At 31.9% G+C, this 24,952-nt stretch carries 22 protein-coding genes and 1 pseudogene; 1 reads left to right on the plus strand and 22 read right to left on the minus strand.

All coding sequences use genetic code 11. From position 1 onward, the window contains the following. Positions 1–6 precede the first annotated feature (6 nt). The 17 genes from V5784_RS07980 to V5784_RS08060 form a co-directional block, all read right to left on the minus strand. On the minus strand, positions 7–807 hold the full coding sequence (locus V5784_RS07980) for a TlyA family RNA methyltransferase (RefSeq protein ID WP_336888505.1): 801 nt from the start codon (positions 805–807) through the stop codon (positions 7–9). An 11-nt stretch (positions 808–818) separates the two neighbouring features. Then, the gene (locus tag V5784_RS07985) at positions 819–1,652 is read right to left on the minus strand and encodes an HD domain-containing protein (RefSeq protein WP_336888506.1); all 834 of its coding nucleotides are present in this window, start codon (positions 1,650–1,652) and stop codon (positions 819–821) included. Next, positions 1,639–3,450: a 1-deoxy-D-xylulose-5-phosphate synthase gene (dxs, locus tag V5784_RS07990; protein WP_336888507.1), complete on the minus strand. Its 1,812-nt coding sequence runs from the start codon at positions 3,448–3,450 to the stop codon at positions 1,639–1,641. The genes V5784_RS07985 and dxs overlap by 14 nt, the downstream gene beginning before the upstream one ends. 27 nt (positions 3,451–3,477) lie before the next feature. Further along, complete coding sequence (gene yhbY / locus V5784_RS07995) at positions 3,478–3,783, minus strand: ribosome assembly RNA-binding protein YhbY (RefSeq protein WP_336888508.1); 306 nt, start codon at positions 3,781–3,783, stop codon at positions 3,478–3,480. A gap of 95 nt (positions 3,784–3,878) precedes the next feature. After that, positions 3,879–5,849: a ribonuclease J gene (locus V5784_RS08000; RefSeq protein WP_336888509.1), complete on the minus strand. Its 1,971-nt coding sequence runs from the start codon at positions 5,847–5,849 to the stop codon at positions 3,879–3,881. A 96-nt stretch (positions 5,850–5,945) separates the two neighbouring features. After that, on the minus strand, positions 5,946–7,763 hold the full coding sequence (gene mrdA / locus V5784_RS08005) for a penicillin-binding protein 2 (protein WP_336888510.1): 1,818 nt from the start codon (positions 7,761–7,763) through the stop codon (positions 5,946–5,948). Then, entirely contained in the window at positions 7,760–8,035 is a 276-nt protein-coding gene (locus V5784_RS08010) for a hypothetical protein (protein WP_336888511.1), read from the minus strand. The genes mrdA and V5784_RS08010 overlap by 4 nt, the downstream gene beginning before the upstream one ends. Positions 8,036–8,162: 127 nt before the next feature. After that, positions 8,163–8,507 (minus strand): ribosome silencing factor, encoded by a 345-nt coding sequence (gene rsfS, locus V5784_RS08015; protein ID WP_336888512.1) that lies wholly within the window; start codon positions 8,505–8,507, stop codon positions 8,163–8,165. Between the two features lie 8 nt (positions 8,508–8,515). Next, positions 8,516–9,484 carry a LytR family transcriptional regulator gene (locus tag V5784_RS08020; protein WP_336888513.1) on the minus strand — a complete coding sequence of 323 codons (969 nt, stop codon included), beginning with the start codon at positions 9,482–9,484 and terminating at the stop codon, positions 8,516–8,518. Beyond that, positions 9,459–10,772, minus strand: coding sequence for a tRNA (N(6)-L-threonylcarbamoyladenosine(37)-C(2))-methylthiotransferase MtaB (mtaB, locus tag V5784_RS08025; RefSeq protein WP_336888514.1), 1,314 nt, complete (start codon positions 10,770–10,772; stop codon positions 9,459–9,461). The genes V5784_RS08020 and mtaB overlap by 26 nt, the downstream gene beginning before the upstream one ends. Further along, positions 10,759–11,466: a 16S rRNA (uracil(1498)-N(3))-methyltransferase gene (locus tag V5784_RS08030; RefSeq protein WP_336888515.1), complete on the minus strand. Its 708-nt coding sequence runs from the start codon at positions 11,464–11,466 to the stop codon at positions 10,759–10,761. The genes mtaB and V5784_RS08030 overlap by 14 nt, the downstream gene beginning before the upstream one ends. A gap of 3 nt (positions 11,467–11,469) precedes the next feature. Further along, positions 11,470–11,889: an Rrf2 family transcriptional regulator gene (locus V5784_RS08035; protein ID WP_336888516.1), complete on the minus strand. Its 420-nt coding sequence runs from the start codon at positions 11,887–11,889 to the stop codon at positions 11,470–11,472. Next, positions 11,886–12,896 carry a Holliday junction branch migration DNA helicase RuvB gene (gene ruvB / locus V5784_RS08040; protein WP_336888517.1) on the minus strand — a complete coding sequence of 337 codons (1,011 nt, stop codon included), beginning with the start codon at positions 12,894–12,896 and terminating at the stop codon, positions 11,886–11,888. The genes V5784_RS08035 and ruvB overlap by 4 nt, the downstream gene beginning before the upstream one ends. A gap of 17 nt (positions 12,897–12,913) precedes the next feature. Then, positions 12,914–13,516, minus strand: coding sequence for a DUF445 family protein (locus V5784_RS08045; RefSeq protein WP_336888518.1), 603 nt, complete (start codon positions 13,514–13,516; stop codon positions 12,914–12,916). Positions 13,517–13,828: 312 nt separating this feature from the next. After that, on the minus strand, positions 13,829–14,029 hold the full coding sequence (locus V5784_RS08050; protein ID WP_028855210.1) for a cold-shock protein: 201 nt from the start codon (positions 14,027–14,029) through the stop codon (positions 13,829–13,831). 127 nt (positions 14,030–14,156) lie between these two features. After that, complete coding sequence (locus V5784_RS08055) at positions 14,157–17,303, minus strand: UvrD-helicase domain-containing protein (RefSeq protein ID WP_336888519.1); 3,147 nt, start codon at positions 17,301–17,303, stop codon at positions 14,157–14,159. Continuing rightward, complete coding sequence (locus tag V5784_RS08060; protein ID WP_336888520.1) at positions 17,284–19,965, minus strand: PD-(D/E)XK nuclease family protein; 2,682 nt, start codon at positions 19,963–19,965, stop codon at positions 17,284–17,286. The genes V5784_RS08055 and V5784_RS08060 overlap by 20 nt, the downstream gene beginning before the upstream one ends. A gap of 979 nt (positions 19,966–20,944) precedes the next feature. Between V5784_RS08060 and V5784_RS08065 the strand changes: the two genes are divergently transcribed. Further along, positions 20,945–22,018, plus strand: a complete 1,074-nt coding sequence (locus tag V5784_RS08065) for an APC family permease (protein WP_336888533.1) — start codon at positions 20,945–20,947, stop codon at positions 22,016–22,018. A gap of 253 nt (positions 22,019–22,271) precedes the next feature. Here the strand turns inward: V5784_RS08065 and V5784_RS08070 are convergent, their stop codons facing one another. From V5784_RS08070 to V5784_RS08090, 5 genes and pseudogenes are all read right to left on the minus strand, one after another. Continuing rightward, positions 22,272–22,568, minus strand: coding sequence for a hypothetical protein (locus V5784_RS08070; protein WP_336888521.1), 297 nt, complete (start codon positions 22,566–22,568; stop codon positions 22,272–22,274). A gap of 5 nt (positions 22,569–22,573) precedes the next feature. Next, positions 22,574–22,888: pseudogene (locus tag V5784_RS08075) on the minus strand (redoxin domain-containing protein); the annotation flags it as partial. Between the two features lie 202 nt (positions 22,889–23,090). Beyond that, positions 23,091–23,984 carry an SPFH domain-containing protein gene (locus tag V5784_RS08080; RefSeq protein WP_336888522.1) on the minus strand — a complete coding sequence of 298 codons (894 nt, stop codon included), beginning with the start codon at positions 23,982–23,984 and terminating at the stop codon, positions 23,091–23,093. A gap of 12 nt (positions 23,985–23,996) precedes the next feature. Beyond that, positions 23,997–24,419: an NfeD family protein gene (locus V5784_RS08085; protein ID WP_336888523.1), complete on the minus strand. Its 423-nt coding sequence runs from the start codon at positions 24,417–24,419 to the stop codon at positions 23,997–23,999. Positions 24,420–24,423: 4 nt separating this feature from the next. Then, a complete protein-coding gene (locus tag V5784_RS08090) occupies positions 24,424–24,834 on the minus strand; it encodes a hypothetical protein (protein ID WP_336888524.1) in 411 nt (136 codons plus the stop codon). Positions 24,835–24,952 lie beyond the last annotated feature (118 nt).

Below are 24,952 nucleotides of genomic sequence, written 5' to 3' on the forward strand. Positions count from 1 at the left end.
TTTTTTTTATCTTAACTGTTTACTCTCTTCTACAACTTTATTTATATCTACAGTGTTTTTAGTCTCTGCTAGTGAAAATAATGAGATATATTCTATATTTCCCTTTCCTCCTGTTATAGGAGAAAAGTCCAATTGATGTAATTTTATTCCATATTCAGCTGCACTTTCTACGACCATATCTATGGCCATCTTGCGCTTCTTAGGATTTTTTATTACCCCACCTTTTTCAACATTTTCACGTCCTACCTCAAATTGTGGCTTGATTAAAGCCATTAATTTAGTGTCTTCATTCATAAATTTAATTAGATGAGGAATTACCTTAGTTATAGAGATAAAAGATACATCCATAACAATAAAATCTATGTCGCTATTATCAATATCTTCTAAAGTAAGATCTTTTATATGCGTTCCTTCAATAGATTTTACCTGCTCATGATTACGAAGTTTCCAATCTAATTGATTGGTCCCAACATCCATTGAATAGGCAAAAGATGCACCACTTTGCAGGGCACAATCTGTAAATCCGCCTGTAGAGGCTCCTACATCCAGGATTGTTTTCCCTAAAAAATCGAGATCCCATATTTTTATAGCTTTTTCTAATTTTAATCCTCCACGACTGACATACTTCAAAACATCACCTTTGATCCTAATCTCAGGGAGTTCATCGGTCCATTTTATCGCGGTACCTGCTTTTTCTATCTTTTTATCATCTACTATTACAACTCCTGCCATAATAGCTCTTTTAGCTCTTTCTCTAGTTTCAAAAAAACCCTGTTGTACCAAAAGTACATCTAATCTCTCTTTCATCTACAACCCCTTTACAGTCCTCTATCAAATATTTGATTGTCGTTAAAATGATTGAATAACTTACATCTTTTTACCAGTGTTTCAAATCCTGATTTATCGACTTTTCTAATTAATTCCTCTGTTTCGGTGATTCTTTTTATAAAAAATTCATCCCCTATAACTATTTTTTTATTAGCATTATAATAACTAAGTAGTTGTTTGTTTGTTTTTAATTTTAGTTCTACTTTTGACCTTTTAAGTCTGTCTTTTATAATACCGCTGGTACAGTCTAACTTTTCTTTGATTTCATCCAAACTATGACCTTTAGCCATTAATTCTACGATTTTATCTGCACCAATTGGATTTATCCTATGATATTTTGCAGAGTATTCATCGGCTTTATGTACCATAAGAGCTTCTTTATTACTAGGAGTAACTCTTCCCCATCTACCATGGTGAGATAGGACAATATGAACTATCTTTCTTTCAGTATTAGGATTTAAAACCAAACCTGTTTTTTCTTCCATATTCTTTAGTATTCCTACAGCTTCCTTCCTTATCCTATCAGGTTTTTTTAACATCACCTGACTATGAGATAAGATAGAATCTCCACCTGTTCTCAAACTTGCTTTTGAAGTATCATGGATTATTATTCCTACAAGCATGGCAAATAGATCCAGTTCTTCTCCTGCTCTTTTTAAACTACGATAAGATTTTTTTAAATCTCTTATGGCAATTTCTAAAACATCATAGGTATGAGTTGTTACTGAAACCCCTAAATCTTCCATTTCTTTTAATTGCTCTATTACAGGAAAATCTAACAATACGTTTATATATTCTTTTGCTTTTTTATTAATATTTTGCATTTACACACCTTTCAATATCATTCACAAGAGGTTTCCCTCTAAGCCCAAATTCTTCTAGAAGTTTCCCTCTTTCCCCGTGAGGTATAAAATCACACTCTATTCCTAATCTAAATATTTTCTTGTAGATATCCATAGAATTTGTCATCTCCAAGAGAAAACTTCCAAAGCCACTTTTTACCCGACCTTCTTCTAACGTTATTATATTTTTATATTTTTTAAAATTTTCTTCTATATATTTTTTGTCCAAAGGTCTGATACTAGACACTCCTACAATAGTAGGAGAAATACCCTTAGTTTTTAATTCTTTTGTAATATTTACCACTTCTTTTACCATACTTCCAACAGCGAGTATCAAGGTATCACTACCTTGTTCAACTTCTTTCCACTTGCCAAATTCAAATACAGGGGAGTTATAATCCCAAGCACTATCTCTAGGAATTCTAATACTCAGTGGTCCACCTTTATAGATGGCTGAAAATTCCAAGATCTCTTCTAATTCTTTTTTAGTTGTAGGAGCTAGTACATTTATATTTGGTACTGTTAGTAGGTATGGTATATCATATAATCCTTGATGAGTTTTCCCATCCTCTCCTACTATTCCTGACCTATCTAAGATAAAATTCACAGATAGATTTTGAATGGATATGTCGTGAATAAGTTGAGCATAGGCATGTTGTAAAAAAGTTGAGTAGATTGCTACGTAAGGTGTCTTCCCTTGGGTAGCTAGCCCACCTGCAAATGTTACTGTATGTCCTTCGGCTATTCCCATATCATAGGCTCTTTCCTTAAACTTGTCAAAGTAATCTGATAATCCTGTCCCTTTGACCATTCCACAACACAGAGCATAAATATCACTATTATCTTTTGCCATATCAGTTAATTTATCACCAAATATTTTAGAATAAGATGGTTCACCCTTAGGTGCTTCTCCTGTTTCTATATTAAAAGGTGATATCCCATGGAATTTCTCTGGATTTTCCTCTGCAGGAATATATCCCTTCCCCTTGTGGGTTTTTATATGTAAAAATATAGGTCCTTTTAAGTATTTAGCTTTTTCTAGTGCCGGTAACAGTTCCTCAAAACTATGTCCATTCACTGGTCCTATATATCTAAATCCTAAAAATTCCGACATACTTATAGGAGCAACTATGGTCTTCACTCCGTGCTCTACCCTACCAATTATATCAGCTATCTTATTTCCAATCTTTCCACGCCTAACTATTCCTTCAACTTCATTTTTTAATTCTAAATAAAATTTACTCCCCATTACACGGCTAAAAAAACCTGAAAGCGCTCCTACATTATTTCCTATAGACATCTCATTGTCATTTAATATAACTATAAGATTTTCACATCTTCCACCCATATTATTTAATGCTTCCAAAGAGTGGCCATTAGCTATAGATGCATCACCTATAACTACTATAACCTTATTCTCCTTATCAGCTATTGCTATCCCAAATCCTGCTGAAAGTGCTGATCCTGCATGCCCAGATATAAAATGATCATGGGGAGATTCATCCCTGTCTGTAAACGGTCCTATTCCATGTCTTTGACGAAGGGTAGAAAACCTATCTTTCCTACCGGTCAATAGTTTATGTACATAGGACTGATGCCCAACATCAAATAAAATTTTATCCTTAGGTGAGTCAAAAATACTGTGGATTGCTAGGGTTAACTCTACAACTCCTAAATTAGGACCTATATGTCCACCATTTTTACTCACTGTTTCAATTATTATTTCTCTAATCTCATTAGATTTAATTGTTAGCCCCTCTATCAGTTGTTTTTTATCCATGTAAAACCCCTAATTAAACTTTTTTAGTTATATTCTTCTAAGATCTTCAGATACCACTGGATGATCCCTGTTTTCTTTGTATAAAGTTATGATTCTACCTGTAATTCCTACTACTTCACAACCACTTTTTTCAGCTAATTTAGCAGCCAATTCTTTCTTGTCTACCTCTGAGTTTTGTAATATTTTTACTTTGATTAACTCTCTCTTTTCGATTGCATCTAGTATACTCTTTACTATGTTTTCGTTAAATCCATCTTTTCCCACTCTTACTAATGGTGACATCTCGTGTGCTACCTTTCTTAAATATGCTCTTTTTTTACTTGTTAATTTCATTTTTTTACCGTCCTCTGTTTTTATTAATGGGCAGGTATAATATACTGCCCTTATATTTTTTGTTTTACATTTTTAACTTCGAAACTTTATTTTTACTATACTTCCATTACTATTGGTAAGATAATCGGTGATCTCTTGATCTTCTCATAGAAAAATTTATTGGCTGTATCTTTCGCTATAGTTTTTAACGTTGACCAATTTTTAGCATCCTCTTCTTTTAGAGCTAATATTTTCCCTCTAATAATTCCCTTAGCTTCATTGATCATGATATCTGCATCTTTAGAGTATACAAATCCTCTAGTGACTATGTCTGGTCCTGCTAATAATTTACCACTTGTTTTATCAATCGTAAGAACTACTATTACCACACCATCTTCAGCCAGCTGCTGTCTATCTCTAAGAACTACCTTACCGATATCTCCTACTCCTAATCCATCTACCAATGTAATCCCAGAAGTTACCTTCCCTGCTAATTTAACATAAGATTTTGTTACCTCTACCCTACTTCCATTTGTAGCTATAATTATTCTTTCTTCTGGTATTCCTGTTTCCATTCCTGTTTTTTTATGAGCTATTAACATCTTATAATCCCCGTGCACAGGCATAAAGTTTTTAGGTCTAACTAAGTTTAACATCAATTTTTGCTCATCTTGACTCCCATGTCCAGATACATGAACACCAGCTATTTTTTTGAAGACAACATCTGCATCATTTTTTAATAGGCTATTTATGTTGTTATAAACTGCTCTCTCATTTCCAGGAATTGGCGTTGCAGATATTATTACTGTATCACCTTTTCTAATCTTAATATGTTTATGCATATTTTTAGCAATTCTTGATAGCGCCGCTAACGGTTCTCCCTGAGTTCCAGTACATAGTAGTACAACTTTCTCATCTGGTAATTTTTCGACCTGCTTTAGACTTACCATTATTCCTTCTGGTAACTTTAAATACCCAAGTTTAGAAGCTATATCAAATACTTTTACCATACTTCTTCCCTCTATAGCTATCTTTCTGTTAACTCTATGGGCTTCATTGATAATTTGTTGAAGTCTATATATATGAGATGCAAAAGAAGCTATGATTATCCTTCCCGTTGCTTTTTCAAATTCCTTTCTTATAGATTCTCCTACACTTCTTTCAGATGGAGTATACCCCTCTAATTCCGAGTTTGTACTATCTGAAAGTAACAGATCTATCCCTTCGTCCCCCAATCTAGCAAATCCACTGAAATCAAACCCCTCTCCATCTACTGGTGTTAAGTCTATTTTAAAGTCTCCTGTGTGTAGAACTTTTCCAGCTGGTGTCTTTATGCAAATAGCATATGCATCTGCTATACTATGAGTTACACTTATGAATTCTACTTCGAAATATTTTCCTATCTTAAATTTACTTCTTCCACGAGCTTCCTTCATCTTAGGTGTAAAGTTTCCAAAAGATGATTTTTCAAACTTTGATTTTGCCAGAGCTAACGCTAATTTACCACCATACATAGGTACATTATGATCTATAGTCCGGTAAAGGTATGGCGTTCCGCCAATGTGATCCTCATGACCATGGGTGATTAGTAATGCTTTTATCTTGTCTTTATTACTCGCTATATAGCTATAATCAGGAATTACTACATCTATTCCCGGCAATGCTTCATCTGGAAAAGCTATCCCTGCATCTACTATTACGATCTCATCTCTATATTGAAATAAAGTCATATTTTTTCCTATCTCGTCTAAACCACCTAGAGGTATAACAAATAATTTTTCCTCTTTTTTATTGGATGAAGGGACTTTTTTTTCATTTGGAACTATTTTTTTAGGTCCTTTATGAACCTTCTTTCTATGTTTTATATCATTTATCGAATCTTTCGCTACTACATCATTTTTCACTTCTACAGTTTCTACTTTTTTTTCAGTTCCTAGTTTTTCTAGTCTTTCTAGTTTTTTTAGTTTTTCTGATTTTTCCACAGTCTCAACATTAGTTTTTTTAGGTCTTTTAAAAAAACTTTTGACTCTTTTTACAGGATTATCAGATAAAGATTTAGGTATCTCTACCTTTTCTGTTGTATTCATTTTTCTCCTCCTTAATTTTTGAAGGAAGGCTTCTTTACCGACCCTTAAAAATTTAACAATAACATCTCTTCAATTAAGGGTAACCTTAATTTATCATTACTTTTTTTCACTATTTTTTTCATCTTTTTTCTTTTCTAAATAAGCATCTATAAAAACTTTGGCTACTTTGGCTGCATCTTTACCTCCAGAACCTCCGCCTTCTATAAAAGCTGTAAACACTATTTCCGGTTTATCAGCTGGAAAATATCCTGAAACCCAAGAATGAGGTTCTTTGTATTTTGAGTTTTGAGCTGACCCTGTTTTAGCGGCCACCCTTACTCCATTTGTTCTCAATCTTTTCGCTGTCCCATTTTTAGCTTCTACAGCTTGTACCAAGGCTTCTTTAATCTCTTCCATATATCTATTATTGTACTTTACTTCCTCTCTCTCTCCTTTTATTTCCTTTATTTCCTTTATTTCTCCTTTTTCAGTTACTATTTTTTCAACTAAATGGGGAGTATAAGTATACCCCTTATTAGCTAATATCGAATAAGCTTTTGTCATTTGTAGAGGGGTTACCAAGAGGTACCCTTGTCCTATAGACAAATTTATAGAATCCCCCGTATACCATGATTCTTTTAATCTTCTTTTTTTCCATTCATTACTCGGCAAGAGACCGGGTTTTTCTCCTGGTATGTCGATTCCTGTTTTTTTACCTATTCCAAAAGCATCTGCCACTTCTAGCATCTTCTTCCGCCCATATTTATCTGCTGCTCTATAGTAGTAATAGTTTACAGATTCTATCAAGGATTTAGCCAGGTCTGTATACCCATGTCCCTGTCTTTTCCAACTTCTCCATTTCCATTTACCTATCTGGTAATACCCGGGATCAAAAAAAATCTCGTTAGGATTCAATCCTTCCTCCAAAAAAGCTAATGCTGATAAAACCTTAAATATTGAACCAGGTGGGTATCTCCCTGTTATGGCTCTATTTTCTAAAGGTCTATCTTCATTAAACATAATATCATTCCATTCCTTAGTTGTCATCCTAGAGATCATGGTGTTCAGTGGATATTCGGGATTACTTACCATAGTTATTATCTTGCCGGTTTTTGGTTCTATAGCCACGAAGGCACCCTTCATTTTTTTCATATTCATATACTCAGTTATTTTCTGTTGAAGATCAAAATCTACAGTAAGATAGATATCATCTCCCATTTTAGGTTTTTTCTCTTCTAAGGTTTTAACAAACCTGTTATGTGCATTTACCTCAATATAGTTATAACCATTTTCTCCTCTGAGATAAGACTCGTATTCCTTTTCAATTCCCTGTTTCCCTATTATATCATTTTTTTTATATCCACGGTCCTTCATTTTTTCATATTCACTTGGAGAAACACTTCTTACATATCCCAGAATATGGGATCCCAACGACTCATTAAGATATTTTCTTTTAGAATAAATTTGAACTTCTAAATATGGAAAATCTGAATTTTTTTCTATTATTCTATGAGCTTTTTCTTTGGAAATATCATCAAAAATAACATTTTCTCGAGTATAACTATAGATTTCCCCATACTCTATCCTCTTTTTTATTGTTTTTTTATCATATCCCAAAAGTTTTGACATCTCATTTAATTTTTTTTCATCATATTTTCTTTCATTTAGATAAACTAGTCTATACCCAGCCTCATTATTTACCAAGAGTTTACCGTTTGAATCATATATTTTACCACGATAACCGTTTATCCTCTTTATTTTAACACTATTTTTGTTGGACATTTTTTTATACTTTTCTACTTTTATTATCTGCATAAAAAAAAGTCGTGCAAATATCAAACTATATATTATTGCAACTATTACAAGAAAGTTTTGTCCCCTTCCTTTTTCCGATCTTTTCAATTTTACCGACAACGTTTTTCTTTTTAATTTCATATGTTTTCCCTTAATTTTTCTATAAAGCCATAATTAAGTAGCAGATATCCGCCAAACATAAGTACCCCTTGGTAGGGATAAAAGTACGGCAATTTTATATATAAATATGCTCCATAAATAACAAATTGTATCAAACTATAATAAACTATATTTATCTTCTCGTATCCTAATACCTTAGATAAAAAATAATTTACTATAAATACAGTCGCAAAAATAATCCCTAGTTCTACTAAAATATTTTTGTCCTTAGATATTATTATGCAAATTAACATAACCTTAAATATCCCATATTTACCTCTCTTATAAGCTAAATAAGTTAAATAAGGTAGTGCTATTACATTATAAGGAAAAGTCACCACTAAAGAATTTTCTAAAAAAATTAAAATTAGAATAATAACATTAAACATCTAACCTAGGAAATACTACGTTAGCATCCCCCCATAATTCCTCTAATCTATATAGATCTCTCGTTTGTTGATCTAAAACATGAATTATTACATCATCTCCGTCGATCAATATCCAATGAGCTTCATCTTGCCCCTCTATATGTAATCTTCTTTCGTCTAATTCCATCAATCTAGCTTCTACTTCTTCTGATATAGCCCTTATATTTCTGTTAGATGACCCTGTACATATTACAGCGTAATCACATAGAGAGTTCTTTCCTTCAAAATCAAGAATAATTAATTCTTCTCCTTTTTTACTCTCAATAACTTCCACTACCTTTACTAATTTTGCTAACATAGCTCCCCCTATTCTTTTATATAGACATTTATTATGTTATTTTCTCCATCGTTATTTTCTACCATATTTTTTATCCCCAATTTTTTAGCGATCTTATAGGCTATATAGTAATCTTCTGTTCTGTAGTCTACTACAGTTAGATTCCCATTTTGAGTCCCTGTAGAGATATTTTTGTACCCGTCTTTGACCAAAATATTTTTAGCAGATTTAGTTACTTTATCTACACCATGGATATTAATTTTAGTCTGTATTTTATTTTCTTTTCCTAAAATTATTACAGCATTAGCCAAAGTTGGCAGATCTAATTCTGATTTTATTTTAATGTATTTTTCATCTAAACTCATAATCAAAGCTTCTATTTGATTAGTTTGTAAATCTTTATTTATTATATAACTATACTCAATATCCCTTTCATAGTTGGCAGCATTATATTTATACGAAAGAGCTTCTTCTATCTTTTTTCCTGTTCTACCTGCATAACCAGATTTCCCATTACCGTTCAATACGTCCACTATTACGTTTTCTGCAATTTTACCATTAGATTTGTAATATTTTTTCATAAATAGTGAGTTTAAATTAGAAGTCAATACATACCTTTTATCCTCTATCATAACTTCCGGAACATTGTATTTATGAGCTACATTTAGTCTGATTTCACCTTTTTTTACCACTTCAAAACTATCAATTTTTTCTGGAAGTAATTCATTTATTCCATCCATAATTCCACGATAGTTTCCTATTTTATCTAAATCTGCTATGGTATTGTCCCCGTCTAGCTGGATACCAAAGGGTATACTAAGTGTTAATTTATCCTCATATACAACAAATACATTTTCTTTTCCTATAACCATATACCTCGGAAGGTCTATTATCCTTTTATTACTACTTTTTATATTCATATACAATAATCCTATTAAAGTTACCACGAGAAATATTATAATGCTCAATAATTTAGATTTTTTTTGTCTCTTTGCCATAAAGTTTCCCCTCTTCTAAATATATTTCTACCTCTACTATCTCACTTACTTTATATCCAGAATCACCTATTTTAATCCTATGATAGTTTTCTGTATATCCATAAGCATATCCATCTTTTATAGTTTCCACCAATACCTTAGTTTTCTTTCCGATATTTTTTTCTTTAGATAACTGCTCCATCTCTTTTCTTAAACCTTCTAGTTTTTTAGTTCTATTTTTCTTATCATTCCCATCTACTTTCCCAGACAATTTACTGGCTACAGTATTTTCTCTATCAGAATATGGAAAAATATGCAGGTTTGAAAATCCAATTTTACCTATCAGGTTATAAGTATTTTCAAAATTCTCATCTTTTTCCTGTGGGAATCCAACAATTACATCTGCTGTAAATTCTAAATCTTTTACTTTTTCTTTCAATCCTAATAATTTATCTTTTATGAGATCTGTTCCATATTTTCTCTTCATTAGCCTTAGAACTTTGTCATCACAAGATTGCAAGGAGATATGCAAGTGTGGCATCATTTTAGAGTTGTTTGTCATAATATCTATGAATCTGTCATTTATTTTATCTGGATAGATAGATCCTAGTCTTACCCGCTCTACACCCTCTACTGCCGTAACTGCTCCTAACAGATCTTCAAAGTTTTTTTTTTCTTCTAAATCTTCACCATATACACCCATATTTATACCAATTAATATGATTTCCTTGTACCCTTCCCCGGTCAATATCTTGACCTCGGCTAAGATACTATCTAATCTTCTACTTCTGCTTCTTCCTCTAGCAAATGGGATTTTACAATAAGAACAAAATTCATTACACCCATCTTGGATCTTTACATAGGCTCTACTCATCTCTCTCATAGTAGCAAATTCTAGTTCACAATATTCATGATCGTCAAATATATTATGAGAAACTACTTTTCCTATCTCTTTTTCACCTTCTATCGATCTTACTAATTTCAAAATATCAGTTTTATTAGTATTTCCTACAACATAGTCAATATAATCTTTTTCTAGCAAACTCTCACCATCAGTCTGAGCATAACACCCCGTTATTATAACTACAGAGTCTTTATTTAATTTCTTTGCACGACTCAATATATTTCTAGTTTTTTTATCAGCTATACTAGTTACAGTACATGAATTTACTATATAGTAATCTGACTTCTCTTGAAAACTTACCTCATCATATCCTTCTTCTAAAAACTGCTTTTTTATACTTTCAGTCTCATATTGATTTACTTTACATCCTAGAGTATAAAAAGCTACTCTCTTACCAAATTTCATTTAAAATTATTCCTCCTGCCACTATAGCTGCTGTTTCTGCTCTCAGTATCCTTCTACCCAAAGAAATTATTTTCACACCTTTTCTTTGTAAAAATTCTACCTCTGAATCATCAAATCCACCCTCTGGCCCTATAAGATATAAGATTTTATTTAATTTATCCAACCCTTCATAGTCAGTTATTTTATTTCCATTGGCTCCCTCATAGGGTAAAAACACTAGATCATAATCATCGTAATTAATATCCTTTAACTTAGTGGGTTCAGCTATCTCTACTTTTCTTACTCCTTGACATTGCTTCAAGGCTTCTGTAGACACTACAACCCACTTTTCTTTTTTCTCCTTTACTTTTACAACTGTTCTTTTGGTTTTCATAGGAATGATTTTATTTATTCCTATTTCAGTTAACTTTTGTATAGATAGGTCCATCTTGTCATTTTTTAGTAGTCCTAAAGCGATATCAACCTTTACAGAAGTTGAATAGTTATCATCTAAAATTTCCTTTATATCTCCTAGGATCTCTTTTTTATCCAGGGAAAGTATCACACACCTATATTCTTTTTCACCGTCAACAACTCTAATTTCATCTCCCACATTCAGGCGAAACGAATTTTTCAAGTGATTGATATCTTTTTTATCATTTATCTCAACTATATTTCCCTTTATATTTTCTTTTTCCACAAATATACTTATCACGGACTATACCATATTCTTATTTTTCATCAGATCTGCCAAGGTAGTATTCCCCATAATTTCCTTCAACGCATTATCTAATCGAGACCACAGACAGCTGGTTCTACAATCTTCTTTGATACATTTTTTATTAGCTCCCTCATTACAGTCTACTACCCTTACCTCTTCATCCAAAATTTCATAGAGTTCAAGTACTGTAATGTCCTCAGGAGCTTTGGTAATTTTATATCCGCCATTAGGCCCTCTTTTCCCTTTGATTATATCTTTTTTCTTTAATTTAAACAAAATCTGCTCCAAATACTGAACAGATATATTTTGATCTAGAGATATCTCTTTTATCCTTACCAGTCTATTCTCATTCAAATTTCCTTCTGCTATATTTATAACGGCTCTTAGTCCATATCTTATTCTTGTGCTTATTTTCATAGGTTTTCCTCCGTTTTTTCTTTTTTATTAAAATGCTTATATGCTTTTGGGGTCACAACCCTTCCCCTATGGGTTCTTTTTATGAATCCAATTTTCACCAAATAAGGTTCGTAGATTTCTTCTAGAGTTCTTCTATCTTCGCCCAATAAAAGAGCTAATGTTCCGATTCCCACTGGTCCTCCACCATAGTTATCTATAATAGACAAGATGATTTCACGATCTAATTCATCGAGTCCATAGTCATCGACTCCTAATAAACTAAGAGCTTCCTTAGCTATCTTTAGAGTTATTACTCCATCTCCACGAATCTCAGCATAGTCCCTGACTCTCTTTAAAAACCTATTGGCTATCCTAGGTGTTCCTCGACTTCTAAGGGCTATTTCCAAAGCTCCCTCAGATTCTATTCCAACTTCTAGTATATTAGCTCCCCTCATGATGATCTTCAAAAGATCCTCAGTAGAATAATAATCCATCCTATGAACCAAACCGAACCTATCTCTCAGGGGTGCACTGAGTAATCCAGCTTTAGTTGTAGCTCCTATCAATGTAAAACTTGGTAGTTCTATCCTAATAGATCTTGCTGTAGGCCCCTTACCAATTATAATATCAATCTCACGGTCTTCCATAGCTGGGTAGAGGATCTCCTCCACCGATGTATTCAACCTATGGATTTCATCTATAAATAGGATATCCTGCTCTTCTAAGGATGTCAAAATTGCTGCCAAGTCTCCTGCTTTATCGAGAACTGGTCCAGATGTTACCTTTAAATTAGTTCCCATCTCCGTAGCTATAACTCCTGCTAAAGTAGTTTTTCCTAATCCAGGTGGCCCGTATAAAAGGGTGTGATCCATAGATTCATTTCGATTTTTAGAAGCAGTCATAAATATTCCTAATTTTTCCTTTAACCTGTCTTGACCTATGTATTCATTCAAAGTTTTAGGTCTAAGATTTCTTTGTACTTCCACTTCACCGTCAAACTCAGCTGTTGATAACAATCTTTCATCCATAAAATTCCCCTATTCGTCTATATATACATACTAATTGCAAATTGTATTCCGCCTATTACAGCTCCTAGGATTGCTCCTATAACTTCAATATGCTTCAACTCATTGTTTGCTATTTTATATACCATCTTTTCCAATTTATCTAACTCAAAATTTTGAATTTTTTCTATAATTATATTTTTCATATCTACACTATCTTCCATCTTTTTTATTACTACTGTAAAAAATTCATCTTTATTCTCTTCAATAGCATCTTTTATATGACCTTTGATCTTAAGTATCATACTATCTGTTATAAATAAGCTGGCCATTGGAATCTTTGCCAACACTTCTTTTTGTAATTTATCCTCTACAATTCTGTCTACAATTATATCAATTTCTTCTCCTAATTCTATATCTCCGATATTTGCAGTGATATCTTTCATAGATATCAATTCCTCTTGGATAGTATCAGCTATACTTTCTGCCATTTCCATCTTTCTTTTTGGAATAAGCCCCTGCACTTTAAATCCTAATACATTTATCTCTTTCATGGGTCTAAATAACATCTTGATTGCAAAATAATTTGTTATCCACCCAATTAATGCTCCTATCACTATCATTAAACTTGCTTTTAATAACATCTTTTCCTCCTATTTTTTTTCTAATACAGAATAATCATAAAGATCACCACCAAAACTCTTTTTTCTTTTCTTCTAGACCTTTTTTTATATCGATTGCTAGTGTGTTCTTGTTATTTATTTTTATTTAAAATGGTATATTGTTTTAATACTTAAAACAATATACCATTTTATCATATTTAGCTCTTTTTTTCAATTCCCTTATTAATTTAGTAAGGAAAACAAAAAGAATAAAAAATTGTTCTTTTATTCTTTTCAAAAACTAAAAAAAGCAGTAGATAAATCTACTGCTTTTAAACATTTCAAATATATAAATTATACAGTTTCGATGTTTGAAGCTTGAGGACCTTTAGCACCTTCAGTGATTTCGAAAGTTACTTCTTCGCCTTCTTTTAAAGTTTTGAATCCTTCTTTGTTGATTTGAGAGAAATGTGCAAAGTAGTCATTTCCATCTTCAGCAGAAATAAATCCGAATCCTTTATCATCGTTAAACCATTTAACTGTTCCTTTTAACATGTGTGTTACCTCCGTAAATTTTAATACAGTGAATTCTACTCAATTTCCAAATGAAATCTTGTTAACTCCTGTTACTGTCTATATAGTATCTTAAAAGTTATATAAAGTCAACCTTTTTTCTATTTATTTATTCTAACTTTAAAAATTCTGTTTTTATCTTATATTCTTCTCCTACATTTCCCCTAATTATCTCCTCGTATTCATCTAGCTGACTCTGTTTCATCGTTTCTCCAGACTTATAGTCGTATATTATGATCTCCTTAGTTTTTTCATCTACATTCAATCTATCAATTATTTTCTTTTTCCCATTATGTAGTAGCTCTAATTCCCTAAAAACTTTCCATCTTTTTTCAAATACTTTTGGGTTTTTAGATATAAACTCCTCTACTCTTTCCATAATTCTTTTTGTTTTTTCAATCCCCATCATATTACTATACTTATTTAATGTCAGCTTTTTAGCTATTTTTTTTTCTTCCAATCCACCATATTCTATATTTTTTAAATAATAATGGATAGCCAGGCCTGATTTTCTTTTCAATTCTTTTTCTACATTGTGCTCTATAGTATTTTCGTTGTCTTCATCAATTTTTCCTACTGTTTTTTCACTGTTTTTTAGAGTCACAGCTTCTCTGTATAGATTAGGTTCTATATAGAACTTTTCACTTTTCCCGTCATCCTCTGTTTTTTCCTCATAGGGAATAAATCTACCAATTGTCTGAGTACCGCCATCTAATAGGTCTTCTCTCGTCACATTAAAATATTTTTCAATAGGAATTATTAGAAGATCATTGTTAAGTACAAATGTTTCCTCTTTTTTCACCTTAGTTTTTGTAGGTTCAACACATAGAAATAAATTTGCACGGGGTCTAGTCATCCCTACATAGAGGGTATTTATCTCCTCATCCAAAAATATCTGTTCACTATGCTCATATATTTCAGTTTTTTTTATAACGCCATTATAGATAGAATTAGTAAACAAATAATCTTCTATATATTCATAATTTTTATCTAATTTAGCCAACAGCTGAACTTTATGCTGCATCCCTTTATCTGAATACCCTGTTAATTTATAACTAGATCCCTTATCCGATAAAAACATATATTCTGTATGAAAATCCAATCCCTTAGATCCATGAATTGTCATTAAAATTACAGAATTTAGTTCAGATATCCCCACTTGTTTCAGCCCATTAGAGTCACTGTTCATCTTCAAAAAGTTCATAAAATCAGACAAATAATTATGCTCCTCCATAAGTTCTAGAAAAAAGTTAATATTTTTTATATCCCTTGTAGCACAGTATGTTTCTACAAAATTATATTCCTCGACTGTACCTCTACCCATATTTTCATATAGGAGATTTTTTATTTTTTTTATCCTATCCAGTTCTATCCTCAGGCCTTCCTTTATCTTAATTTTTTCTATACTTTCTGTTTCTATTTTTTCACCTTCACCTAATAAGTACCCCAGTATATCCTCCCTATTATTCAGCAGATATTTAAGATCTTCCTCTCCAATTTTGATAGTCTTCCTAAAAAACTCTACCAGTGACATAAAATCATTATGAATAAAAAAGTTAAACAATCGTAGTATCTCCTCTATACAGGGATGTTGTACGATGGAAAGACTATTTTCCATTATATACGGTACTCCTAACTCTTTTAATTTGTCTCCAATCTTACTGAGGTCCTTCTTTTTTCTTCCGACTACCCCTATTCCTCTATAGTCAGGTTTCCCTCCTTCATCTTCATTTACAAATCTATCTTTAATATCTATTGCAATTTCAGAATGAATCTCAGAGTCGACCATAACTGCTACAAACCCCTTATCATCTTTTTTACAACACTTAACTTCTTTATATTCCCACCTATCATCTTCATTTTTGGTGAGATAATTTTTAGAAATATGATCAAAAAATAAGTTAACAAAATCTATTATCTTCTTTTCACTCCTATAATTTGTAGGCAATGATTCTACACTGGCATCTAATATCCTATCAAAACTAAGGAATAACCCTTTGTCTCCTCCACGCCATGAATAGATACTCTGTTTTTCATCTCCTACAATGATTATATTATCACACCCTTTAGCAATGGGCTCAATTATCCTCCACTGGGATACACTGGTATCCTGTGCTTCATCTAAGAATAAAGTTGATATTTTACCGCCGATTATCTCATAAAAATTATCTGTGACCACACCATTTTTTACAAGATCTAAGTCTTCCTCTACCATATATTCACTTGTATAATTAGTTATATCTGAAAAAGTAAATTTTTTCTCCCTGAATTTTATATCATCATAGATAGATCTAGTAATTTTTTCTATCTCTAATATATCCTGTTCATAGGGAACTACCTCTTCAATAAAAATCACCCTTTCTAGTAACCTGTGGATCTCACTTTGAACTTCCAAAACTTGAACTTTTATATGTTCCCTGTCTTTTCCTCCCATTTGGATTCCGCTGATAATTTTATTTTCCAAAAAATCTTTTCTTTTCTCAAGTATAAAGGTAATTAATCTTTCTTTATTATCTAAAACCCCATGAAATTCTTCAACTATAATCTTTCCTGCCTTGGCCAAAACTTTTTCATAGATTTTACCGTGATCTGTCACCAATTCATCAACTAATTCAAAAGTTCTCACTATATTTCTGTATAATTCATCTTTTATACTTTCTGCATCATCGCTTATTCCTTTTTTTTCTATAAGAGCAAATTTCCACCTCTCCTCAGATATTTTTTTTATGAGGTCGATATATTTTTCTACCTCTCTATCCGCTGTTTTTTCTAAGAACTCTTTTATTTTGTCAAACTCTTCCCCTTTTATAATCCTACTGAATACCTCTCCATAAATCTCCTCAGCTTCCACAGTATTACTCATAGAATAATTATAAATATTGAGAGACGGTCCGATAGCTTTTTTAAAAATTTGGGCAATAAATGAATCTATTGTATAGATCCTTATCTTGTCTTTATTTAATAGGAGGTCCTTTTTGATTTTTTTTACCCTCTCCGTATCTATCTCAATTTCTGGATACAAACTCCTTATATTTTCTTCTAGTTCTTTATTTCCACAACACAATTCATCTAAAAACTCAAAAATTCTGACTTTTAATTCTGCTGTTGCTGCACGGGTAAAGGTCATAAATAGTATCTCGTTGTAGTCCTCACCCAATAATATTCTAGATATATATTCTATTGCAAGCCTATAAGTTTTCCCGGTCCCTGCACTTGCCTTCACTACTTTTCTATTCTTAGTTTTCTTTGATTTCATCTAATTCACCAACCTTACAGATATCTAGGTATTCGCACCTGTCACACTTGCTTGTTTTGTTTCTCTCAAAAACTCCTAAGTCTAAAAAATATTTTAGTTCCGTTTCCAAAACTCCTATTTTTTTTTCCTTCCCATCAGGATCTACTTTGTTTCTACCAGCTTCATTTTTTACTAGCTTAATTTTTTTACTTTTTTCTAGGTTTCCCTTATCCACATTAAATATATATTTTTCTGTCAGGTCTGCTTCTCCTGCATATAAGATACTATAAAAATCCAGTTGCCGCTCATTTAGGTTTCCGGTTTTAAAGTCGATAATATAATCTCTTCTTTCAGTTTTAATTATAAGATCTGCCTTAGCTCTGCCTTTAATAACTATAGTTTCATTCTTTATATCGCTCTCTAAAAATTCTTCTATTAGAAGCCCTTTTATCTTTTCACCACGTAATTCTTTCGCCATTTTTTCAAAGAATTTTTCTACACTGTATACTAGATTTTTATACACTATTTCTTTATAATATTTTTCATTTAGTTTCGGTAATTTCAATTTTCTATCTCTCACTAATTTTTCTAAATCTTTCATTATAGATTCCCTACTTATATTTACAATTTCTATCGTTGAATAATCTTTTCCTTTACTTATTCTATTCAGCACTGCCTCAAAAAGTTCGTGGGCAAGGTTTCCATACTCTCGACGGGTGAGATCCCTCTCTACCTCGAGTTCTTCCCTATTCAACTTCACTAAATACCTGAGATACATCTTATATTTACAATTAAATAATTCATCACACATATATGCCATTATCCCCAAGGGGTTCTTTAATTCTTCTACCTCAAACTTCATCTCACTGGGTTTTTTTCCCCCAAATGATTTTTGACCATCTTCTATATTTTTCAATCTAGAGTCAGGCCTTATCAACTCTAAATAGTTTTTGGTGGTCTGTTTCAAATGTTTAGGAATTATTCCAAATTCTTCCATCAACTCCTCCACAAATGGAGAAAGGGAACTATCTGAACCCATATTTTTTATAGCTAATATAATAGAGTTTTCACTGGTCATCACAGCCCTAAATAAATTGTATTTCTCTTCTAGTCTTACCTCGTCTATACCTTTTATACCTAAGTTTTTTTTCTGTTGTTCTGTAAATAAAAATGTATTCTGCTTATTTTTTGGTATAAAACTATCTGAAATGTTCATCAATAAAAGATTTTTGGTTTTTGTAGTTTTAATCTCTTCAAGACCTTGTTTCCTAGATACCGTATCAATATTACTTGATATCTCTTTAAATTCTAGATATTTTAAAATTAATTTCAATAATCCCTCTGCTGTTTTTTCATGTTCAAAAAAGTTTTTCCACCCATCTACCACATCCAAGTCTTCTATAACGTCTATCTCGCTGAGAGCCTCAAAATACTTACCAATATTTTCACTTCCAGCTAATAATTTTTCCAGCTTTTCAGTGGAGAAAGTAAGCTTTTTAGTCCATTTTTTTAGATCATCATAGGATCTCATCTGTTCTATATCCTCAAATATCCTGTAGATAAAATTTTCTTCTCCCAATCTTTCTGCTATGACATATTTCGTCAGGTATTTATAACCTTTATTTACCAACACTTTGAATTTATCCAATTCTTCTGGTACAATCTTATAGTATTTAGAAATTTCATCTCCTTTGATTATATCTACCACAGTATGAAGTTCGAGAGCCAGTTCCCCATCTATCTCTTCCAAGGTAGATAGCAACTTATACAGCCCCTCCAAGAGTGAAAAAATAGGTAGATCTGATATATACCGAGTTTTATTAAAAAAATTGTTATATTTATAGTTATCATTATTTGCATCAAAAATTTTAATATCTACATTTTTTCCATCCAAATCTTTAACTTTTTCTTGTATATCCAAAACTTTTAAAAGTTCTGTAAATTCATCATCTACAGTATAAACCTCTATTTTTTTAGTGATCTTAGATACTCCTATATTTACACCCTTTATTGTCCAAGTTTCCTCACAAAAATCCTCTTTATCCATCTGTAATTTTAGAGTTACTGTAAATCCTTCACTCTCTAACTTTTCAATTATCCACTTTTCCAAAGGGGTAAAATTGATCTTATTATATATAACTATATCCCTGTATTCACCCAGACTTTTAGAACTATAGTTTTCATCCTTTATTATAAAAGTAGGGTCTGTGTAATTTTTATCTAACAAAAATTTCATATAATTTTTTTCAATATCTAGGAACGTTTCATATATTTTTTTCTGCCATTTTCTGAGGTCTTTAACCTCTGTTAACCTGTATTCTTTCAGTAGTTTGAAGAAATTTAAAAAATTAGCTGCAATATCTATAACATCATAGTAACTTTCTACCCCTAACTCCTTTCTATTTTTAGAACTGAGGGATCTATAAAAAGCTATCACCTGTTTTTCTTCCCGCAATACCATCTCATCACTTAAAAATAAGTTGGTTTTAAATTCACCTAACCCCATAAATTTAGGTTGTTTCAAGAATATATTGGGAGATCCCCCATCTTTATTTTTTTCCAAACTTTCCAAATATTTTTCTTTGGCTAAATTTTTATCCACCGATTTAGGAAAAACATGGATCTTTCCTGCCTCTATATTTTCTATGCTCTCCTCGGTGTAGGAGTAGTATTTTATCCTCATTTTTTCATCTCCCGTATAATATCTATAAAACTTATCTTTTTAACACAGATCAAATTTTAACTTAACTCTAAAATTATACAACAATCTCCACATATAAAAAAGGTAGCATACAAAATATTTGTATATCATTAGTGTCGACTCGTGAAAAAAAATTCTAAGTTTCAGCTATCTGTGTTGAGAGAATGTAAATCACTGTAATTTAGCCTCTTTTTATAGCTCCAAAACGTCTCTTGGTTAGACTAATTGTCTCTTCATTAGACGTTTTGTCTAACCAGTGAACATTTTTCAAAATATGCTCTCAACACCAATAGCACCAATGGATCTATGACCTCCTTATTTGACGTATTTCGATTGTAAGGGTACAATCACAAGGGGAAGTTTTTAGGAGGCCTTAGGAGGGGAATGAGAGAGCCTTTAGTATATCTTGAAAAAATCTTGGTAATTTGAGACAAAAGTTTTAAAAATTCCTGTGCTGTAGCAGTAGATGTTTATAGATTGGTGAATATTGGTCGAAGCAATAAATATTTTTGATTTTAGACACAAAATATGGTATAAAGTTAAAAAAATATAATGTGAAGTAAATTAAATGATTACTTAATTGGCGAGGTTTACAATATTTTATTAATAGTGTAGATACGAACTAATTGAAAAAAAGGAAAATTTAATCTGAAAAATATTTGTAGAACTGGGGTTTACTTAGGGTTTTATTTGAGGCAATGAGTTATGCTATTTATGTGGCATATTGTGAGTCTATATTGTGAGTCTATATGACGAAACTTAAACACTCTAATTCTACTACCTTTATGGTAGTAGAATTAGAGTGTTTTTTATTTTTAAGGAGTGATGTATGTTAAAAAAAGATATTAATAAATTGGATATATTATCGTTGGCCATAGGAGCTATTATTGGATGGGGAGCTTTCGTTCTTCCGGGAGATTTATTCCTAAAGGCAGGAATTTAAAACTCAACTATCGCAATAATTACAGGGGCATTAATAATGGTCGGAATAGAAAAAAATTACGGTTATTTGCTTCATAAATTTCCAGTAGCAGGTGGAGAATATGCCTTTACCTATGATGCTTTTGGATGGAAACACGCCTTAGCATGTGGATGGTTTTTAAGTTTAGCATATACAAGTACCGTCCCATTAAATGCTACAGCATTAGTAGCCAAATTTACCATGCCGGGAATTTTAGAAGTAGGTCACCTCTATAGTATAGCGGGATCTGATATCTATTTAGGAGAAGTAGGAATAGCTTTATCTGCCCTTTGTTTATTTGCCTATTTAAATATTAAAGGGGTAAAATTAGCTTCTCAACTACAGAAAATAATGGTGCTTTTATTGGTAGGAATAGTTTTTTTATTCTTAAGTCTAGTTATCGCCAGAGTAGGAATAACTAATCCTAATACCATGTCGTTTCTAGATTCAGAAACCGTAAGCTTATCTAAAATATTAAAGATCCTATCTATTGCTCCAATGTTATTTATAGGATTTGATTGTATTCCACAGGTAGCAGAAGAATTAGATTTTGAAGCTAAAGAGGCATCCCAACTTGCTATAATTTCTATTTTAGTAGGAGGACTTGTCTATGTTTTAATAATCCTTTTTACTTCTTTCGGAGTTACAAGCGAAGAAATAATGAATGGGCAAATATCTTGGGCGACAGGATATACTGCAGAATATTATTTTGGGAAAATAGGAGTAGTGTTTTTAATAATAGCACTTACCTCAGCCATCGTAGCAGGCATAAATGGATTTTATATGGCAGCCAGTAGATTGTTGTTTGCCATGTCTAGAGGGAAGATATTACCAGAATTTTTTGGGGTATTAGATCCTAAATATCATACTCCTAAAAATGCGATTTTATTTACTTTGGGTATATCTCTGATAGCTCCTTGGTTTGGTAGAAATGTATTGTTATGGATAGTTGGAACTTCTAGTGTAGGAGCGTCCATTGGATATCTATACACAAGTCTTTCTTCTTATAAACTATACAAAGAAGAATATGGAGGGTATTCATACCGAGTATTTTTGGTTCTATCTCAGGGATAATATTTTTAGTCCTGTTATTAACACCAGGATTAGACAGTTCCCTAAGTTTTCCCTCTCTAATAGTTTTAGTAGTATGGGGTATAATCGGCCTGTCATTTTATAAATTTTATGATCTCAAAGTCGTGCATTATACCAAGGAAGAGTTATATGAATTAATTCTAAATAGAGATTCTGAAGGGAATTTCAAAGAAAAATAAAAGTATTATTAATTTAAAAAAGGTGATATACAGTTAACTGTATATCACCTTTTTTTCTACCTTTTTTTCATATTTTCTAGTTCTTTTTCCCTCTGCTTCATCCTTTCATCAGGTGAAAGTGACTTATCAGGTTTAGACATCATATCTTTAAAACTATTTAAATCTATATTCCTATTATTTCTTCTGTCCTCTTGTTTTTTCTGTATTCCAGTTCTTCTTCGTTTATCAAGTGTTTTAGAAGTAGAATTTTCTCTGTCATTAGACCTCATATTTTTCTTTTTATTCACCTTAATCATGATTATCCGAACTATTATCACGTAAATAATAATTTTTACTATAAAATCAAATTCCATATCTATCACTCCTTACATACTTTTAAAACTTCCTCTACATGCCCTTTAACTTTTACTTTTCTCCACTCTTTTATGATTTCATTATTTTCATTCAGTAAAAATGTAGATCTTACTATCCCTATGGATACTATCCCCATGAATTTTTTCTCCTGCCAGACACCAAATCCTTCACATACTAGGCCATCAATATCACTAAGTAAATTAAATGGTGTTTCTAATTTTTTAGCAAAGTTAGATTGTTTTTTCACAGTATCTTTACTTATTCCAAAAATTTCTATTCCTAATTTTTTAAATTCTCTGCAGGATTCACCGAATCCTTTTGTTTCTGCTGTTCAACCAGGTGTATTTGCTCTTGGATAGAAAAACAATACTTTTTTTCCTCTATAAGCAGATAGGTCAACCATATCTCCATTTTGGTTTTCCAAAATAATTTCCATTAAAACCTCCATATTTTTTATAAATTTTCTAAAAAAGGCAATATACAAAATATCGTATATTACCTTCATTATTAATTACTGATTACTAATTTTTCCCTTTATTTTCTCCTACTGCTGTAAAAGCTGTAGCTAAATTAACTATATTTTGTAATTCTGATGGAATTATAATCTTAGTTGCTTTTCCATCTGCTACCTTAACAAATGCTTCCATAGCCTTAAGTGAAAGCACTTCCGGAGTTGGATGTGAAGCATTTAATAGTTTCAATGATTCAGCACGAGCCTTTGTTACTTCTAAAAGTGCTTCCGCTTCCCCTTCTGCTACTCTTACTGCAGCTTCTTTCTGTGCTTCCGCTCTCAATATAGCCGATTGTTTTTCTCCCTCTGCTATTAATATTGCTGAAGTTTTTTCTCCTTCTGCAATCAGTATTTTCTGTCTTCTTTCCCTCTCTGCCTTCATCTGTTTTTCCATGGCATCCTGAATTTCTGCAGGAGGCATGATATTTTTCAATTCTACCCTATTTACCTTGATTCCCCAAGGATCTGTAGCTTCATCTAATATAGCCCTCATCTTGGTATTCACAATATCTCTAGATGTTAATGTGGCATCTAACTCCAATTCTCCTATTATATTTCTAAGGGTAGTAGCAGTTAAATTTTCAATAGCACTGAGGGGATATTCTACCCCATAGGTATATAATTTTGGATCTGTAATTTGAAAATATATTACAGTATCTATCTGCATAGTTACATTATCCCTTGTGATTACTGGTTGCGGTGGGAAATCTATAACCTGCTCCTTCAACGATACCTTTTTAGCTATCTTGTCTATGAATGGAATCTTAAATTTTAAGCCTACACCCCAGGTATCCATATAGGCTCCTAACCTCTCTATAACATACGCCCGTGATTGCGGTACTATTCTAATATTTGTTACAATTAATAATATTACTACTAATATTAATGGAAAAAATAATAACATATCTGCCTCCTTTTATATTTTCTTCTTAAGTATCAATTTATTTCCCTCTACTCTTTCTACAACTCCTCTATCTCCTATTTCTAACTTTTCATCACAAATAGCTCTCCAGTATTTACCGTCTAATTTCACCTCATAGAGATTCTCCTCTATTTCTTTAGATATTTCAACCTCTTGACCATATATTCTATTTTCAATAGGCTTTCTTTTCTCTAAAAGTTTTCTGACTATCGGCCTAGTCAATACCAAAAACAATCCACTGAGTCCCACAAAGATATAAAATTCATTTATAGGATTTTTTATCATTCCTGATATCAGTGTCAGTATTATCGCTGCAAAGGCAAACCATATACTGACTAATGCCGGCATTGCCAACTCTACCCCTATGAATATAATGGTCAACAAAAACCACCAAATTATTCCATTATCCCATACCATCCTATCACCCCATCTTTTTCTTTATCCACTCTTTTATCTCTGTATCCTCTATAGTTAATTTCCCTGTTTCATTATATAGATCTGGTTTTATCATAAAAAAGTTTATATATATATAATTATCTTTTTTATAGAATAAATCAAGGTGTAACGGTAAAAAAATAACCTCTCCATCTCCTAAATCTTCTAAACTTAATTTTTTCAACGGATCTATTACCATATTCATATAGTCCATGTCCTCTAACATCCACATATTATTATTCCAAAATCTTCCTTCATTTTTTGTTCTGCCTTTAAATGGTTCCCTGTTTGAAATAGCACTGAGTACCTTTCTTACAGATTCCGCATCAAAATCTTCACTGTATGTAGCTTTCATTCCGTCATTTTCAGATATAGAAGCCAGATACTGTTCTCCCACTTTTTCCCTATCCGATACAGAGTTTCAGTAATATATCATCGATTCCAATACTTCTAAACTTTTTTTCATTTTTTTACCTCCTATTAATTATCTATTTCTCAAGTTCAGTATACCAAAA

Origin of the sequence: Psychrilyobacter sp. (assembly GCF_037132775.1) — a bacterium.
Classification (GTDB): domain Bacteria; phylum Fusobacteriota; class Fusobacteriia; order Fusobacteriales; family Fusobacteriaceae; genus Psychrilyobacter.